The organism is Stappia sp. ES.058, from assembly GCF_900105595.1.
GTDB lineage: Bacteria > Pseudomonadota > Alphaproteobacteria > Rhizobiales > Stappiaceae > Stappia.
On the sequence record NZ_LT629784.1, the window covers coordinates 2,528,008 to 2,542,487 of the forward strand.

Here is a 14,480-nt window from a genome sequence, read left to right on the forward strand (position 1 = left end):
CCGCAAGCATGGATTTTCTCTCACGAACACGGTACGTGCCTATGAACCGCCGCCGGCGCATTTATGAGGGCAAGGGCAAGATCCTCTATGAGGGTCCCGAGCCAGGAACGCTCATCCAGCACTTCAAGGATGACGCAACCGCCTTCAACAACAAGAAGCACGAAATTGTCGATGGCAAGGGTGTCCTGAACAACAGGATTTCCGAATTCATCTTCAATCATCTCAACGATATCGGTATCCCGACGCATTTCCTGCGCAGGATGAACATGCGCGAGCAGCTCATCCGCGAGGTCGAGATGATCCCGCTGGAGGTCGTCGTGCGCAACGTCGCTGCGGGCTCGCTGTCGAAGCGCCTCGGCCTCGACGAGGGCACGCCACTTCCGCGCTCGATCATCGAGTTCTACTACAAGAACGACGCGCTCGACGATCCGATGGTCTCCGAGGAGCACATCACCGCCTTCGGCTGGTGCGCGCCCCAGGAGATGGACGACATCATGGCGCTCGCGATCCGGGTCAACGACTTCCTGTCCGGCCTGTTCCTCGGCGCCGGCATTCGACTGGTCGATTTCAAGATCGAGTGCGGGCGTCTGTGGGAAGGCGACATGATGCGCATCGTCGTCGCCGACGAGATCTCCCCCGACAGCTGCCGTCTGTGGGACGTCCAGTCGAACGAGAAGATGGACAAGGACCGTTTCCGCCGCGATCTCGGCGGAATGCTGGAAGCCTATCAGGAAGTCGCGCGCCGGCTCGGCATCATCAACGACACAGAGCGCCCTATCGGCGGCGGTCCGGTGCTGGTGAAGTAGACACCATCGGCGAATGCGCAACGGCATCCACGCAAAAAGCGTGTTGCATCCTTCAAGACCCCGACGCTCCGGCGCCGGGGTTTTTTGTTGGAACATGCATGAAACGACAACACCCGAATTGCAATCAGGGCGAGAATATTGCAACCAGAATTCCGGGTTTGCAATCATGGATTTCATGATAGGAGTTTCGGGGTGATGATGTTTTCGACGATCGACACGCGCAAGCTGAAGATCTGCATTGTCACGGTTGCGGCGCTTTTTCTGGCCGCCTGCCAGACGACGGGCCTGAAGCCGGGCGCCATCGAGACAGGCTTTCCGCCCTCGGACTGGGTGACCGAGCGCAAGGGCAACAAGATTTTCTATCTCTGCCCGAAAACGAAGTGCAAATCCCCGCAGGGCGTCGCGGCTGTTCCGCTGAAGATTCGCGGCGACGCGGAAGCGGCAATTCGGCAAAACGTCCTGTCCGCGGAACTCTTCGACGCCGCCTTCAATTTTCTGGAAGTCGCGTCGAAACGCGCGGTATCGTCGTCGCCGCACCGCAAGATCGAAACCCGTACCTACACGGGCTTCGAACATATGATGACGTTCAAGGATCGCCGTGGACGGCGGATCTATGTGGCAATCCGGGATATCATCCAGAAGGATCGTGGCGTGTTCATCGCCGGCTTCTCGCGCAACAAGGGGGTCGCCCGGCGCAACCTGCGCCGCTATCTGACGCAAACGACCATCCGCCGCGTGAACTGATCTCCGCGCAGCTTGCGCCCGCACGTGTGCGTCGGGGCTGACGCCCATGGGCGGACGGGGGACAGAGCAGCGCGCGACACGCTGCAATTCGCAAAAGAGGCTTTCATCCGCGCGGGCGGCACGCTAGAAGCGGCGCAACAGGGTCGCCTTTGCACTGCGGCCCGAAGTCATGACAGCCGGCGGGAGCCGGCGCTGGCAGCGATTGCGGAGACCCCCGATGAAAGCACGCGTGACCGTCACCCTGAAATCCGGCGTTCTCGACCCGCAGGGCAAGGCGATCGAGGGCGGGCTCGCCGCGCTCGGCTTCGCCGGCGTCGACAGCGTGCGTCAGGGCAAGGTGTTCGACGTGGAACTCGGCACCGCGGATGCGGACACCGCCAGGGCGGAGCTTGCCGACATGTGCGAAAAACTCCTCGCCAATACGGTGATCGAGAACTACGCAATCGAGATCGTCTGAAGCCGGCGCCGGCGCGCCTGAGGAGCGGCTCCCATGGACGACGACAGTGCGAGAGCCATCCGCTTCCTGTTGATCAAGGCCGCCGTCTTCATCGCGCTTCCGGCCGCACTCGCGCTTCTCGCCGCGCTCTTTCTGGTCTGAGCCCAAGGGACATACGCCCATGAAATCCGCCGTCATCACCTTCCCCGGCTCGAACCGCGAGCGCGACATGATGTATGCGCTGGAGCTGACGAGCGGCGTCGCGCCGATCTCGGTCTGGCATGCGGACACCGCCCTGCCCGATGTCGATCTCGTCGTGTTGCCGGGCGGCTTTTCCTATGGCGACTACCTGCGCTCCGGTGCGATTGCAGCTCGTGCGCCGATCATGGATGCGGTGCGCGACTTCGCCGAAAAGGGGCGGCTGGTGCTTGGCGTGTGCAACGGCTTCCAGATGCTGACCGAGGCGGGCCTTCTTCCGGGCGCCTTGATGCGCAATGCCGGCCTCACCTTCGTCTGCCGCGAGGTGCTGCTGGAGACCGCATCCACCGCCAGCCCCTTCACCCGTGGGATGACCGCTGGCGACGTGTGGCGGTGCCCGGTCGCGCACCACGACGGCAATTATTTTGCCGACCCCGACACGGTTCGCACGCTTGAAGACGCGGACCGCGTCGCCTTCCGCTACGCGCGCGGCACCAATCCCAATGGCTCAATCAACGACATCGCCGGCATCACCAACGCCCGCGGCAACGTGCTCGGCATGATGCCGCACCCGGAAAATCTCGTGGATCCGCTGCAGGGCGGCATCGACGGGCGCGCCTTCTTCGAAAGCGCCTTGTCGGCTGTGGCGGTCTGAGCTGCATCTTGATGAGCAAGCCCCTTTTCGACAAGGCGGAAACAGAGGTTCTCGTGGAGCGGCTGCGCGCATTGCTCGCCGACGAGCTCGACATGGAGCTTGGCGGGCTGGAAGCCGATGCGCTCTTCGCGCTGATTGCGCGCGACATCGGTTCGGCCTTTTACAATCGTGGCCTGCACGATGCCCGCGCGGCGATATCGGCACGAATGGATGAGGTGTCGGAAGTGGTTTATGCGCTCGAACGCGTCTCTCCAGTCGACCGGGACCGCTGATCCCCAATCGCATCCGACCGTTCGACCTTGTCGAAGCGCGGCGCGTGGCCGAACGCCCGGCTGTAGGCGCGGCTGAACGCCGCCGCGCTGCTTCCGGCCTTACGGTCGATGACCTTGACGTGAAGATGGTAAATCGCCATCGCGATCAAGCATTGGCACGGACAAGCGCACGTCGGAACGACGTATAAGCGCGCCCTCCGTCGAAAAAATCTCGGGATTGACCGGGCCGTTCCATACCGTCCCGGCAACAATACTGCGTTCAGCAGGTTCCTAAACTATTATCGTTCCATCAATAACTTATGGAGATGATCATGCGCAAGCCACGGGACTATGATGCGGAGGGAAGGCGTTGGAAGACAAGGCGCGGGAACTGAAGACTCGCAAGGTGCAGCAACTCGGCGACCTGGTGATTGCCACCGGAGCCGATACGCTTACGACCGAGGAACTGGCGGGTGCGCTCGTCGCATTGGCCGAAACCAAAGATGCAGGAAAGAGGGAGGCATGGGCGAAGCGCGGCGCTGCGTTCTTTCAGGGCCGGGCGCGGCGAACTGCATCAGCGCCTGATCGCGACAGCGGCGGCGCTGCAACGCAATCGGGCGGCGCGCAACCGGCATCAGGCAGCGCAGGCGCGGCATGACATGCGCACATGGCAGGTCGAACGCCGCAAACGCACACGGCGTCTGATTGAACTCGGCGGCCTCGTCGTCAAGGCGGGCATCGCGGACCTGACCGGCGATGACCGCGCCATGATCTACGGTGCGATGATCTGGATGGCCGAAAAGCTCAAAACCGAGGAAGGCGAACGGGCGCGTGGCGTATGGAAGGAACTCGGGAAGATGGCATTCGAAGAGGACTGACTGGCCGATAGCTATTCGCGCGGACGGTGGATTTGGCACGCAACGTGATCAAGTGTCGAAACAATGATTGAGGTGCCGGGGCGTGTCCTGACATTTCACCGTTAGGGGATAATTCCGATCCGAGATTTCGACGGCCAATAGAAGAGCGCGCGCGATTGCGCAAATGCCTTCACCAATTCGAGTTTTGCAAACATCGACGGCATAGCATGGTTGATCGTCCATTCGGTTAATTTTTCATCGGTCATGGACAGGTCGAACCATTCCTTCTCTTCCGGCTTCCAAACGACGTTCCTGGGCAGAAGTCCCTTCAAGCGGGGCGCATCGTCGGCAATGGCGCACCAAATCTTTGCTCCGGTTTCGGCAATCGCCGGGTTGTCCCGCGACAACTTTTCGAGCCGACCTAGGAGCGAGGCGAATAGGAACCAAGACCAGCGGCGGGAGCCGATTTCATCACCTTGTGCGGCATCGAGCTTTTCGGCGACGAGAGGAATGAACACCTCAACGGTTACTTCCTCGCCTTGTTTCTTCCCTGCGGACCACATTGCAGAAAGAAGCGGCACCAGATTCTCATAGGCCACCAGAACATGAGCCCGCGTAGCCGGGTCCATAGTCTCAAAAAGCTCGGCAACCATGCCGGCATAGGTGGAGTTGTCGAAAGCCAGCATGGCAACGAACTGATTTTCTTGCTTTTTCTTCCTGAATAGTCCGAACACTCTTGCCCCCTCACCGATTCAGTCATGACAACTCTATCGCACGGGAAAGATGGTATTCGAGGACGAACAAGCAGACGCGCACAACGGGTCGTAGCCGTAGCAGGATCGAGCGTGACCGATGGCGGGCGGCGCGGAGACGTCGAATATCGCAGCGCTGCCCGCCATCGCGCGGCTTGCCGCGCAAAAGCTTACTACTTCATAGGTTTTGGTCGAAAACTGTGCCGCATGTTTCGGGAGCTTTGCAACATTGGATGAGAGATTACTACCGATCAGGATTTTGCATGATTTCGAGAGGATGGTTTCGGTGCGCCGTCTGGGCGAACCCTTCAGCACGCGTTGCGAGATCAAGAACCTCAACTCCATTCGGTTCATTGGCCAGGCGATCGAATTTGGGGCGCGCCGCCAGATCGGCATTTTGGAAGATGGCGGTACGATCGACCAAGAAACCCGCCTCTTTGAACCGGGCAAGGGCGAGACGCGTTCCCTGCGCAGCAAGGAAGACGCTCACGACTATCGCTATTTCTCCGACCCGGACCTCATTCCGCTCGAATTCGACGACGCCTTCGTCGAGGCGCTGAAGAAAGACCTGCCGGAGGCGCCGACGACAAGAAGGCCCGTTTCGTGCCCGATCTCGGCCTTTCCGTTTACGACGCCTCGACACTCTGATCGCGCTTGTTCAATGCGGCCTGCCGACGGGATCACATACTCTCATGTTGGTTTTTGTTGGATGTGCGGCAACACTCATCGCCGTTCATTTCGTGGTTCTGCATTTCACCGATCAACAAACGCGTGCGGAGATACTGCCCTATGTTTCGACGCCTAGCTTACATCATCGCTGGTCTGGCCGTCGTCGTGCTGGCGGCGCTCGGCTATCTGCTCGCCACCGGGGAACGCGGCCTCTCGGGCCGCGCCGACCGGATCCGCTCGCCGTTCGAGCCGAGAACCGTGGAGACCTATCGGGCGGATACCGCCGAGGCGGAGCGCCTTGGCTGGTCGCCCGGGGCACTTGACAGGGTGCTCGACTACGTGTCGCGACTGAGTGCCGACACCTTCATCATCATGACGGATGGCGAAGTCGTCGCCTCTTTGGGCGATCTCGACCAGCCCCATTCGATACATTCCGCGCGAAAGGCGATGCTCAGCGCCGTCGTCGGCCAGCATGTCGGCGGGGGGCCGAACGAGGTCCCGCTCGACGCCACGCTCGAGGAACTCGGCATCGACGATTCTCCGGGATCCCTTACGCCGCTTCAGCGCCGAGCGACCGTCCTGGACCTGCTCCACAGCAAGTCGGGAATCAATCACCCCGCGGCTGCGGAAGGCGGTCTGACCGCAGAAAAGGACGAGCGTCTCGGGAACACGGAGAACGAGCCCGGCACGATATGGGCCTACAACAACTGGGACTACAACGCCCTGACGACGATCTTCGAGCAGAGCACTGGTCTGTCGGTTGCCCAAGCCTTTGAGACCGGCATCGCCGAACCGACCGGCATGGAGGACTACACCCTCGGCTCCGTTTCCTATTCGGAAGCTCCCGACCGTTCGCAGCACAAGGCCGCGATGTTCAAAATGTCGGGCCGCGATCTCGGCCGGTTCGGCCAGCTCTATCTGGATCAGGGCGTTGTCGACGATGCGGCGGTCCTGCCCGGATCCTGGATCAACCGCATCACCACCGACTTTGCGGAGACGGGCATCGGTGGCCTCAGGGCCGGGCACGGGTTCCTGTGGTGGCTCCCCGATTCCGAGGCGGGCTTGCCCGAAGGCAGCTACTTTGCCTGGGGGCTGGGACAGCAGTCGGTTTTCGTCATTCCCGCTTGGAACACCGTGATTGTGCACCAGTCGGATACGACGGAGTTCCTTAAACGGTGGTTTGATTTGCAACGGCAGGGCGTCGACGGCGACACGGCGTTGGAACAGATCCTCGAGGGCTGTTTGGAGAAAGAGGCGCTGAAAACCGAATTCTGCCGCGAACACCGCTTCACCGGTCGTCGGGAATTCAATCGGCTCATTTCAGCTGTTGCGGCGGCTCGCCAGCAGAACGGGTCATGACATGGCGGCGGGCAACTTCGGATGGTATTGGGCGGGGACGTCGGCCGCCCCGACCCGCGCTTTTGCGATGCCCGAGGCATCCTCCAGCATCTCGAAGAGAGCCTTCATGTGCTCTTTCCGCCCGTCGTCGCCTATCGCCATGAACAGATCTTCCTTGGAAAGAAAGAAGGCGTAGAACGAACCCTTGGAAATACCTGCATCGCGGCAGATATCCTCAACCCGCGCCCGACCGATCCCGTGGCGGGTGAAGTGCTCCAGCCCTGCTTCGAGCAGGTTTGTGTGGATCGCCGCTTTGTCCTGGTCGGAAAACGGTGCAGCCATCAAGTCTCCGTTTCGCAGGTCTTGTTCACAGTCCATGATCAGCACCGTCGCGAAAAGCGAACCGGACAAGGTGCACATGCATCTGCTCAGCGAGGTACTTAGGGTCAGGACCCATTAATTTGCAATTAGGGGCGAATGGTGATTCACGATGGCAAAGGAGTTTTGCCATGTCGGATCTATTTCTGCTTTCTCCTGCCCAGATGTCGAAGATCGCACCGTTCTTCCCGCGCTCACACGGCGTGCCGCGTGTTGATGACCGGCGGGTGATTTCCGGCATTGTCTACGTGCTCAAACACGGTTTGCAATGGCGTGATGCGCCGCCTGGATACGGTCCGCACAAGACGCTCTACAACCGGTTCCGGCGCTGGACGGAAATGGGTGTTTTCGACAGGATTTTCAGCAATCTGGCGGCTGAAGACGGCCGGGCTGACACGCTGATGATCGATGCGACGCATCTGAAGGCGCACCGGACGGCTTGCAGCCTCCTAAAAGGGGGGCACTTCCCCGTCATATCGGGCGCACGAAAGGCGGCCTGAACACCAAACTGCACGCCGTCTGCGACGCGGAAGGCCGCCCTCTGGCCATGTGTCTGACAGCAGGGCAGACCTCAGACCATATCGGCGCGAAAATCCTCTATCCGGCCCTGCCAGACGGCGCCGAGGCGCTCATGATCGCCGACAAGGGATATGATTCAGATGAATATCGCGCTGCGCTCCAAGCCAAGAAGCTGACCGCGTGTATCCCGCCAAGAAAGGGGCGAACCGCGCCGGAGATCTATTGCAAAACCCAATACAAACAGCGCCATAAGGTCGAGAACATGTTCGGCAAGTTGAAAGACTGGCGGCGCATCGCGACCCGCTACGACCGACGCGCAGACGTCTTCATGGCCGCAATCACGCTTGCAGCCATCGTCATATGGTGGCTGCAATGAGTCCCGGCCCTAAATCAACGGGTCAGCTTGGAAGCCGATTGGAGCGGCTCCGAACGGCCGAACTGATGGAGCCCGGGGATGAGGCGGCGTCCGTGCAAAAAGCTCTTGAAGATCAATGCTAAACATGCGGAACAGCAGGTTCTCGGCACGCGGATTCCACTTGCGGCGTTGATCCATGCCTTGGCCGTTGGCGAGCACCTGAACTTTCGCCACGCCGCTGTCGCTCTTGGAGTCAGCCAATCCTCAGTCAGCGAGCGTATTCGGGCATTGGAAGAAACGCTGGGCGTGCGGCTATTCGAGCGAGGACATCGAGGGGCGCGGCTCACCGAAGCCGGACGCTTCTTTCTCGCGCATGTCGCCGATGGCATCGAGCAGCTCGACTATGCCGTAAAGGCCGCCGGCATGATCGGTGGCGGAGCGCTCGGGCGTATCCGCATCGGCGTGCCCACGACCATCGCTACTGGCTTTCTGGCGGAGCTGCTGCACCGCTACCGGCAACAGTGGCCGGGCATAGAGACCGATCTGTTCGACGGGCGCGCACGCGATGCGATCTCCCAAGTCCGCGAAGGTCGACTCGACGTGGCCTTTGTGGCGGCGATAACGCAAGTCCCGGACTGTAACTCGCGGTCACTTTGGACAGAAGCCCTCTTCATAGCCGTGCCGGACAGCGACCCTCGCTCGGATGCAAATGGCCTGTCCTGTTCTGGCGCGATCTGAGCGATGACCTTTTCCTGGTCCGTTGTGATGGGACTGGACCGCAGGAACATGACCATATCGTGCGAAGGTTTAGCGAACGGGGACTTCGTCCAAAGGTGCAGCGATGCGATGTGGATCGTTGCATGCTCCTGTCGGTGATCGCGGCCAACTATGGGGTTGCGTTGGCTAGTGAGGCGACCAGCCGCATCGCAATGTCCGGCTTAGCGTTCATCCCCATTCTTGACGAATCGGAGCCGATCACATTCGGAGCCGTATGGTCGCCGCACAATTCCGCCAAGGCGCTTCGCGGGCTCTTGGACATCGCGCGCAAACAAGCCACGATCTAGGCTGGACCGGCACCGTCTCGATATGCCGTAGCCATCCAAAGGCGACGAAAAGGCCGGCATGACGAAACCGCAGATGACGATGGCAAATGTGCGCGCTCTGTCCCGGTCGTTCGCGCTTATTTGAGGAACGGGTTGATCGTCGCCAGCGTCTCGTCGAAGCGGCCTTCGGCCTCGGCATTGCGCATGAAGTCCACGCCTTCCACCAGGATCTCGCGGGGCGTGGGTGTCTGCTGGAAGAGCGCCATGGCCTGGTCGGCGAAGGTGTCGAGCGGCATGAAGCGCTCGTTGTCCTGCTGGCCGGGGGTCAGGGTCGTCCGCACCGCTGGCGGGACCAGTTCGATGACCTCGACCCTGCCTTTCAGGACCGCACGCAGCGAACCCGTGTAGTTGTGAATGGCTGCCTTGATAGCCGCATAGGTCGGGGCGATCACCAGCGGAACGAAGGCGAGGCCCGAGCTGACATTGACGATCACCGCATCGCTCTGGCGGCCCAGATGCTCGATCAGCGCATTGGTCAACCGGATGGGGCCGAGCAGATTGCTGGTAACCGAGGCTTCGGCGTCGCTCAGATCGCGGAGTTTGTCGAGCGACCCTTCCATGCGCATGATGCCAGCGCTGTTGACGAGCACGTTGAAGTTGGGAAAATCGGCGACGAGCTTCTCGGCGAATGCCGCGATGCTGGCAGGATCGTCCTGATCGAGCGTCAGCGCGTGGATATTCGGCCTATCTCTGGCGCCTTTTTCCAGCGTCTCCATCCGACGGCCTGCGATGATCACGGTATTGCCGAGGTCGTGAAATCTGTGTGCGAGCGCCGCGCCGATGCCCGTGCCGCCGCCGGTGATGAGAATGGTGTTGCCTGTCGTCTTCATGGGAGAGTTCCTTTCTGTTTGGCCGCTGACCGAGACATCCTCGCGCCAGCCGGCGTTGATACGTCCGGTCATCCGGCGACATGGTCGTCGGTGTAGATGCCGGGCGTGGTCGGATAGCCCTGCCCGTCCTCAGACGGTTGGGTGCCCTCGGTGGTCAGCAGACCCATCGTCGCGCGCTGGGCATAATATTCGGAGGCGAGGTCGCCGGGCGTGCCGTCGGGCTTTGCCCGGCTGCGGGTCATCGGCGCCATGGAGAGGCGATGCGGCAGTCGCAGATTGCCGAGCGTAATCGGGGACCAGAGATCGGTCATGGAAGTTCTCCTGAATTCCTGGGAATGATTAGGCGCGAGGATCAGAGCTTGCCGTCGGCGAGCATCTCGCGGGTGCGCTTCAGCGTTGACAGCAGGGCGGCCTTGTAGCCCCTGTCGCTGTCGAACTGTTTCTGCTCGGCCTGCTCCTCGGGGCTATTCGGTTCCTTGTCGCGCAGTCCGAGATAGCAGTAGAACTTGAGCTGAAGCGCGCCTGCTTCGTCCTCGAACAACTCGTTGACGATGGCCCCTTCGCGCGGGCCGGTCGCCTGGAAGAAAGTGACCTTGCGCTGCGGCTCGAGTACGATGATCTCGCGCAGGTCGGCGCCAGCGATCGTGGCGTCACGGACGAGATGCGTAGCGCTTTCCTCGGTGACGTCGCATTTTGTGCAAAGGCCGGGTGGGAGGAACAGCCTGGCGTCGCGCGCTTTCAGCTCGAGGCCCTTCCAGACCTGCTCGCGGGTGAGCGGGGTTTCGCCTTCCGGGTTCACCGGAACGGTTGCGGTCGAATAGATCATGTTGGCAGTCCTTGTGGGGATGTTGAGAGGTCGGGCGGTCAGCCGGCGATCTGCGCGACGTAATCGCGGTAGGAGCGCAGCGGGCGGTCGAGCAGCGCGGTGAGTCGGTCCACATCGCCGGCCTCCGGCAGCATGCCGTCGGATGCGAAGCGTTCGGCCATCAGACGCATGTCGTAGGCCATCCACCCCGGCATGAACTGGCGCATGTTCTGCTCGAAGCCGGCGGTATCCTCGCCCGGATAGGAAATCTCGCGACCGAGAATGTCGCTCCAGATCGCGGCGGCGCTCGCCCCGGTCAGCGTCTCCGGCCCAACCAGATTGATGCGGGTAAGCGGGAGGGGCGTGGGGGACTCTTCGCGCCGGACCAGCTCGACCGCGGCAATCTCGCCGATATCGCGCGCGTCGATCATCGCGAGGCCCTTGTCGCCGATCGGCATGGGATAGATGCCATAGCCGGCGATCACGTCCTTGATCGTGATCTCGTTGTCCATGTAATAGGCCGGGCGCAGGATGGTGGCACCCATCCCCATCTGCTCGATCATCCGCTCGACGCCGAACTTGCCGGCGAAATGCGGCACGTTCACGTAGACGTCGCTGTGGATCACCGAGAGATAGACGATCCGCTCGATCCCCGCTTCACGGGCGGTATTGAGCGCGATCAACGCCTGGGTGAATTCGTCGGCGACGACGCCGTTCAGCAGAAACAGGGTGGAAACGCCGTTCATGGCGCCGCGCAGCGAGTCGACGTCGAGCAGGTCGCCCTGGACCACATCGACGCCTGCGGGGAAGCTGGCTTTTGCGGGATCGCGGACGAGGGCGCGGACATCTGCGCCGCGTTTGACGAGCTGTTCGACAACGTTGCTTCCGACATTGCCGGTCGCGCCGGTTACGAGAATGGTCATGGTGGTACTCCTCGGGTTCAGGTGTTTGCCTGACCTCAAGTTAACGATCCACATTCGAACCAATAGAGGCTATATCTAGACAGACCGTCTCACCGTTGGAACGATCATGAACCTTCTTGCTCTCGCCGACTTCAACCTGGTCGCCCGCCATGGCGGGTTCGGAAAGGCCTCCCGAGCCGCGGGACGTCCCAAGGCGACATTGTCCCGCCGCGTGGCGGAACTGGAGGCGAGCCTCGACCTGCGCCTGTTTGAGCGCGGCGCGCGCGACCTGAAGCTGACAGAGGAAGGACGCGCGCTGTTCGAGCGGACGAGCCAGCTGCTCACCGAGATTGACGAGACAACCGCGGAAATCGCATCGGGCGGACAAAATGCGCGAGGCAGGTTGCGGATCAGCGCCCCCCTGCTCTTCTCGCAGACCGCGATGGGAAAGCTGGCCGCCGACTTCGCGCTAAAATACCCGGAGATGCGGCTTGAGGTGACCACCGAGGATCGGGCCGTCGATATGATCGAGGAAGCCTATGACCTGGTGATCCGGGTCAATCCGGAGCCGGATGAGAGCCTCGTCGGGCGGATCTTCCTGCGCGACCGACTGGTGGTCGTGGCAAGCCCGGGTCTGCCGCGACCGACGGATGACCAGACTGTTCCGGCGGTCGTGCGCGGGCCGGCGCAACAGACGGAAGCATGGAACGTGATGGCGACAACAGGCCGAGCGAGCATCTCCGTCAATCCGATCCTTAGCCTGACATCGCTCGTAATGGTTCGCGATGCGGCCCGGATGGGCGTGGGCGCCGCGCGCCTGCCAATATCCCTTGTCAGCCACGATCTCGCCGACGGCACGCTGATCCACTGGGGCGATGTCGAAGGATCGGAAATCTCATTGTGGACGCTCTATCCGACGCGCCGGCTGCTGAGCGCCCGCGTGGCGGCTTTCCTCGACCATCTGAGAGAAGCCTTCCCGAGGGGAACACCGGATGAGCTCGCTGCCTATCTCGGAAGGTAGCCGCCCGCCTCGTCCGGCGGTGCCGACGAGCAGCGCATGGCAAACCGGCAATCTCGCGCCCTGTTCCGGCATCAAAAACCCGGCATGCCCGGTAACATCGGTCTTCACAAAGCCGGGGCTCACCGAGTTCACTCCGATCCGCGTATCAGGCAAGTCCCGCACGAATTGCACGGCCAGCATGTATCGAGCGGCCGGATCGTCATTGATCGACAGCGAGCGAGCTCCTTGACAGATTAGCACTCCCTGTTTATTTCCGAACGGTCGGAAATAAACAGGGAGTGCTTATGCCCCGTCCTCGCATGCATGATCAGGATCGTATTCTCGATGCCGTGGAACGTGTGATCGCCCGCGATGGCGTGCTGACACTTGGCGCTGTTGCGAAAGAGGCCGGGGTTTCCAAGGCGACCGTTCTTTACGAGCATACCAGCAAACGGGATCTTCTGGCTGCCCTCGTCGCACGGACGATCAAGGCTGACAATGCGTTCAACGCGCATTGCGAAGGGGAATTCGCCGGGCAGTTGGACGCGCCGTTGCTCGGCAGGATAGAAGCCGCCAGGCGTATGCTGCGGGGCAATGAAGGCAACGCCGCCGTCCTCGGGCTGATCTCCGCGCTGATGCAGGATGAAGCGCTTCGCAGCGCGTTCCGTGCCAACCAGACAAACCTGCGCGAGACACTGGTTCAGGCCGCTGCCGATGCCCGCACAACACGGCTGGCCTGGCTTGCTCTCGAAGGCCTCAAGTTCCAGCAACACATGGAGTTGGTTGCCTGGAGCGAGGCCGAACGCACCGAAATCCTCGACGACATAGAAACGCTGGCCCGAAAAGGCACACTCACCGGGGAGATCCTAAAATGACTGAACGACATATCTTTCTCATCGGCGCGAGCGGCTATGTAGGGCGAAACCTCATTCGACATTTCAAGAATGCAGGACATCAGGTAACGGGCCTCGCGCGCAGCGATCAAAGCGCAGAGCTGATTGCCGGATTGGGCGCCAACGTGGTTCGAGGTGACCTGCTACGCGACGACCTTTCACCGCTGATGGTTGGGGCGACGGAACTGGTTCACGCGGCAGCCAACCTCGACCACGGACCTGGCCGGGACGCTTATGAACAAAATACCCGTGGCGCCGAGGCCGTCATTGCCGCAACCTCGGATGCGGGAATCCAGCGCCTGGTTCACATCAGTTCGGATTCCGTGTTGCAGGACGGCCGCCCGCTGAGGAATGTCGATGAACGCCATCCCGTTCCCCGCCGTCCCGCCGGCGCCTACTCTTCCGGCAAGGCCGAAGCAGAGCGGATCGCACTGAATGGCAACAGTGACACAATGGCGGTCATCGCCCTTCGGCCCCGCATGATCTGGGGGCGCGACGACACCACGGCGCTGCCGACGCTGGCGGCCATGGTGCGAAGCGGACAGTTCGCCTGGATCTCCGGCGGACATTACCTCTGCTCCACAACCCATGTGGGCAATCTGTGCCATGCGGTGGATCTGGCATTAACCGATGGGCGCGACGGTGAAATCTATCATATCTCCGACGGCCCAGCCCGATCGTTTCGGGATACCGTGACAGGTCTGCTTGCAACACAGGGTATTTCGCCCCCGGACAAATCAGTCCCGCGCCCCATTCTGCGCCTGATGGCGCGCGCGGGCGATGGTCTCTATCGTCTGTCCGGAGGCCGTCTGCGCGGACCTCTGAGCTTTCAGGAATATGCGACGAGTGCTGTCGAGATCACGCTCGATATCTCCAAGGCGAAACAGGAGCTCGGCTATCAGCCGATCGTCAGCTGGGAGGAAGGACTGGAAGAGCTCAGGGTCCGAAACAGATAAGTGCGTTGAGGCAGGTAGATATTCGCCTGAATG

General features: G+C 61.4%; 19 protein-coding genes and 3 pseudogenes. 16 read left to right on the plus strand and 6 right to left on the minus strand.

Features of this window, described 5'->3' with window-relative positions:
* Window positions 1-8 precede the first annotated feature (8 nt).
* From purC to BLU32_RS11835, 8 genes and pseudogenes are all read left to right on the plus strand, one after another.
* A complete protein-coding gene (gene purC, locus BLU32_RS11800; RefSeq protein ID WP_093807187.1) occupies window positions 9-806 on the plus strand; it encodes a phosphoribosylaminoimidazolesuccinocarboxamide synthase in 798 nt (265 codons plus the stop codon).
* A 195-nt stretch (window positions 807-1,001) separates the two neighbouring features.
* Entirely contained in the window at window positions 1,002-1,550 is a 549-nt protein-coding gene (locus BLU32_RS11805; RefSeq protein WP_093807189.1) for a hypothetical protein, read from the plus strand.
* Between the two features lie 217 nt (window positions 1,551-1,767).
* The gene (purS, locus tag BLU32_RS11810; RefSeq protein ID WP_093807191.1) at window positions 1,768-2,007 is read left to right on the plus strand and encodes a phosphoribosylformylglycinamidine synthase subunit PurS; all 240 of its coding nucleotides are present in this window, start codon (window positions 1,768-1,770) and stop codon (window positions 2,005-2,007) included.
* 33 nt (window positions 2,008-2,040) lie between these two features.
* Window positions 2,041-2,148 carry a phosphoribosylformylglycinamidine synthase-associated small membrane protein gene (locus BLU32_RS22330; RefSeq protein WP_197673598.1) on the plus strand — a complete coding sequence of 36 codons (108 nt, stop codon included), beginning with the start codon at window positions 2,041-2,043 and terminating at the stop codon, window positions 2,146-2,148.
* A gap of 19 nt (window positions 2,149-2,167) precedes the next feature.
* Complete coding sequence (purQ, locus tag BLU32_RS11815) at window positions 2,168-2,839, plus strand: phosphoribosylformylglycinamidine synthase subunit PurQ (RefSeq protein ID WP_093807193.1); 672 nt, start codon at window positions 2,168-2,170, stop codon at window positions 2,837-2,839.
* Window positions 2,840-2,850: 11 nt separating this feature from the next.
* Window positions 2,851-3,111: a DUF2164 domain-containing protein gene (locus tag BLU32_RS11820; RefSeq protein ID WP_157727638.1), complete on the plus strand. Its 261-nt coding sequence runs from the start codon at window positions 2,851-2,853 to the stop codon at window positions 3,109-3,111.
* 311 nt (window positions 3,112-3,422) lie between these two features.
* Window positions 3,423-3,748: pseudogene (locus BLU32_RS11830) on the plus strand (conjugal transfer protein TraD).
* 1 nt (window position 3,749) lies between these two features.
* The gene (locus BLU32_RS11835) at window positions 3,750-3,968 is read left to right on the plus strand and encodes a conjugal transfer protein TraD (protein ID WP_093807196.1); all 219 of its coding nucleotides are present in this window, start codon (window positions 3,750-3,752) and stop codon (window positions 3,966-3,968) included.
* A gap of 101 nt (window positions 3,969-4,069) precedes the next feature.
* On the opposite strand, the gene BLU32_RS11840 is transcribed toward BLU32_RS11835, so the two are convergent.
* A complete protein-coding gene (locus tag BLU32_RS11840; RefSeq protein ID WP_157727639.1) occupies window positions 4,070-4,681 on the minus strand; it encodes a hypothetical protein in 612 nt (203 codons plus the stop codon).
* 298 nt (window positions 4,682-4,979) lie between these two features.
* Between BLU32_RS11840 and gatB the strand changes: the two are divergent.
* Window positions 4,980-5,344, plus strand: a pseudogene (gatB, locus tag BLU32_RS11845) (Asp-tRNA(Asn)/Glu-tRNA(Gln) amidotransferase GatCAB subunit B); the annotation flags it as partial.
* Window positions 5,345-5,488: 144 nt separating this feature from the next.
* Window positions 5,489-6,727: a serine hydrolase gene (locus tag BLU32_RS11850; protein WP_093807200.1), complete on the plus strand. Its 1,239-nt coding sequence runs from the start codon at window positions 5,489-5,491 to the stop codon at window positions 6,725-6,727.
* Here BLU32_RS11850 and BLU32_RS11855 read toward each other — a convergent pair.
* Window positions 6,722-7,048 carry a TetR/AcrR family transcriptional regulator gene (locus BLU32_RS11855; RefSeq protein ID WP_157727640.1) on the minus strand — a complete coding sequence of 109 codons (327 nt, stop codon included), beginning with the start codon at window positions 7,046-7,048 and terminating at the stop codon, window positions 6,722-6,724. The genes BLU32_RS11850 and BLU32_RS11855 overlap by 6 nt on opposite strands.
* A 167-nt stretch (window positions 7,049-7,215) precedes the next feature.
* Here BLU32_RS11855 and BLU32_RS11860 point away from each other — a divergent pair.
* The 3 genes from BLU32_RS11860 (at window position 7,216) to BLU32_RS22475 (ending at window position 9,022) form a co-directional block, all read left to right on the plus strand.
* Window positions 7,216-7,979, plus strand: a protein-coding gene (locus BLU32_RS11860; RefSeq protein WP_371326928.1) for an IS5 family transposase whose coding sequence is annotated in 2 segments (ribosomal slippage) — window positions 7,216-7,548 and window positions 7,551-7,979 — 762 coding nt in all. Because the reading frame shifts where the segments join, the coding sequence is not laid out codon by codon here.
* Window positions 7,980-8,084: 105 nt separating this feature from the next.
* Window positions 8,085-8,696, plus strand: a complete 612-nt coding sequence (locus tag BLU32_RS22470) for a LysR family transcriptional regulator (protein WP_256371419.1) — start codon at window positions 8,085-8,087, stop codon at window positions 8,694-8,696.
* Window positions 8,612-9,022, plus strand: a complete 411-nt coding sequence (locus tag BLU32_RS22475) for a LysR substrate-binding domain-containing protein (protein WP_093807206.1) — start codon at window positions 8,612-8,614, stop codon at window positions 9,020-9,022. Before BLU32_RS22470 ends, BLU32_RS22475 begins: the two co-directional genes overlap by 85 nt.
* Window positions 9,023-9,138: 116 nt before the next feature.
* Here BLU32_RS22475 and BLU32_RS11875 read toward each other — a convergent pair whose 3' ends face one another.
* The 4 genes and pseudogenes from BLU32_RS11875 to BLU32_RS11890 form a co-directional block, all read right to left on the minus strand.
* Window positions 9,139-9,891 carry an SDR family oxidoreductase gene (locus BLU32_RS11875; RefSeq protein WP_093810940.1) on the minus strand — a complete coding sequence of 251 codons (753 nt, stop codon included), beginning with the start codon at window positions 9,889-9,891 and terminating at the stop codon, window positions 9,139-9,141.
* Between the two features lie 71 nt (window positions 9,892-9,962).
* Window positions 9,963-10,202 (minus strand): annotated as a pseudogene (locus BLU32_RS11880) (alkene reductase); the annotation flags it as partial.
* A 41-nt stretch (window positions 10,203-10,243) separates the two neighbouring features.
* The gene (locus BLU32_RS11885; RefSeq protein ID WP_093807208.1) at window positions 10,244-10,717 is read right to left on the minus strand and encodes an SRPBCC family protein; all 474 of its coding nucleotides are present in this window, start codon (window positions 10,715-10,717) and stop codon (window positions 10,244-10,246) included.
* A 38-nt stretch (window positions 10,718-10,755) separates the two neighbouring features.
* Window positions 10,756-11,619, minus strand: coding sequence for an SDR family oxidoreductase (locus BLU32_RS11890; protein WP_093807210.1), 864 nt, complete (start codon window positions 11,617-11,619; stop codon window positions 10,756-10,758).
* Window positions 11,620-11,725: 106 nt separating this feature from the next.
* Here BLU32_RS11890 and BLU32_RS11895 point away from each other — a divergent pair, with 106 nt between their 5' ends.
* From BLU32_RS11895 to BLU32_RS11905, 3 genes are all read left to right on the plus strand, one after another.
* On the plus strand, window positions 11,726-12,619 hold the full coding sequence (locus tag BLU32_RS11895) for a LysR family transcriptional regulator (RefSeq protein WP_093807212.1): 894 nt from the start codon (window positions 11,726-11,728) through the stop codon (window positions 12,617-12,619).
* A 284-nt stretch (window positions 12,620-12,903) separates the two neighbouring features.
* Entirely contained in the window at window positions 12,904-13,473 is a 570-nt protein-coding gene (locus BLU32_RS11900; RefSeq protein WP_093807214.1) for a TetR/AcrR family transcriptional regulator, read from the plus strand.
* Window positions 13,470-14,447 (plus strand): NAD(P)-dependent oxidoreductase, encoded by a 978-nt coding sequence (locus tag BLU32_RS11905; protein WP_093807216.1) that lies wholly within the window; start codon window positions 13,470-13,472, stop codon window positions 14,445-14,447. Before BLU32_RS11900 ends, BLU32_RS11905 begins: the two co-directional genes overlap by 4 nt.
* Window positions 14,448-14,480 lie beyond the last annotated feature (33 nt).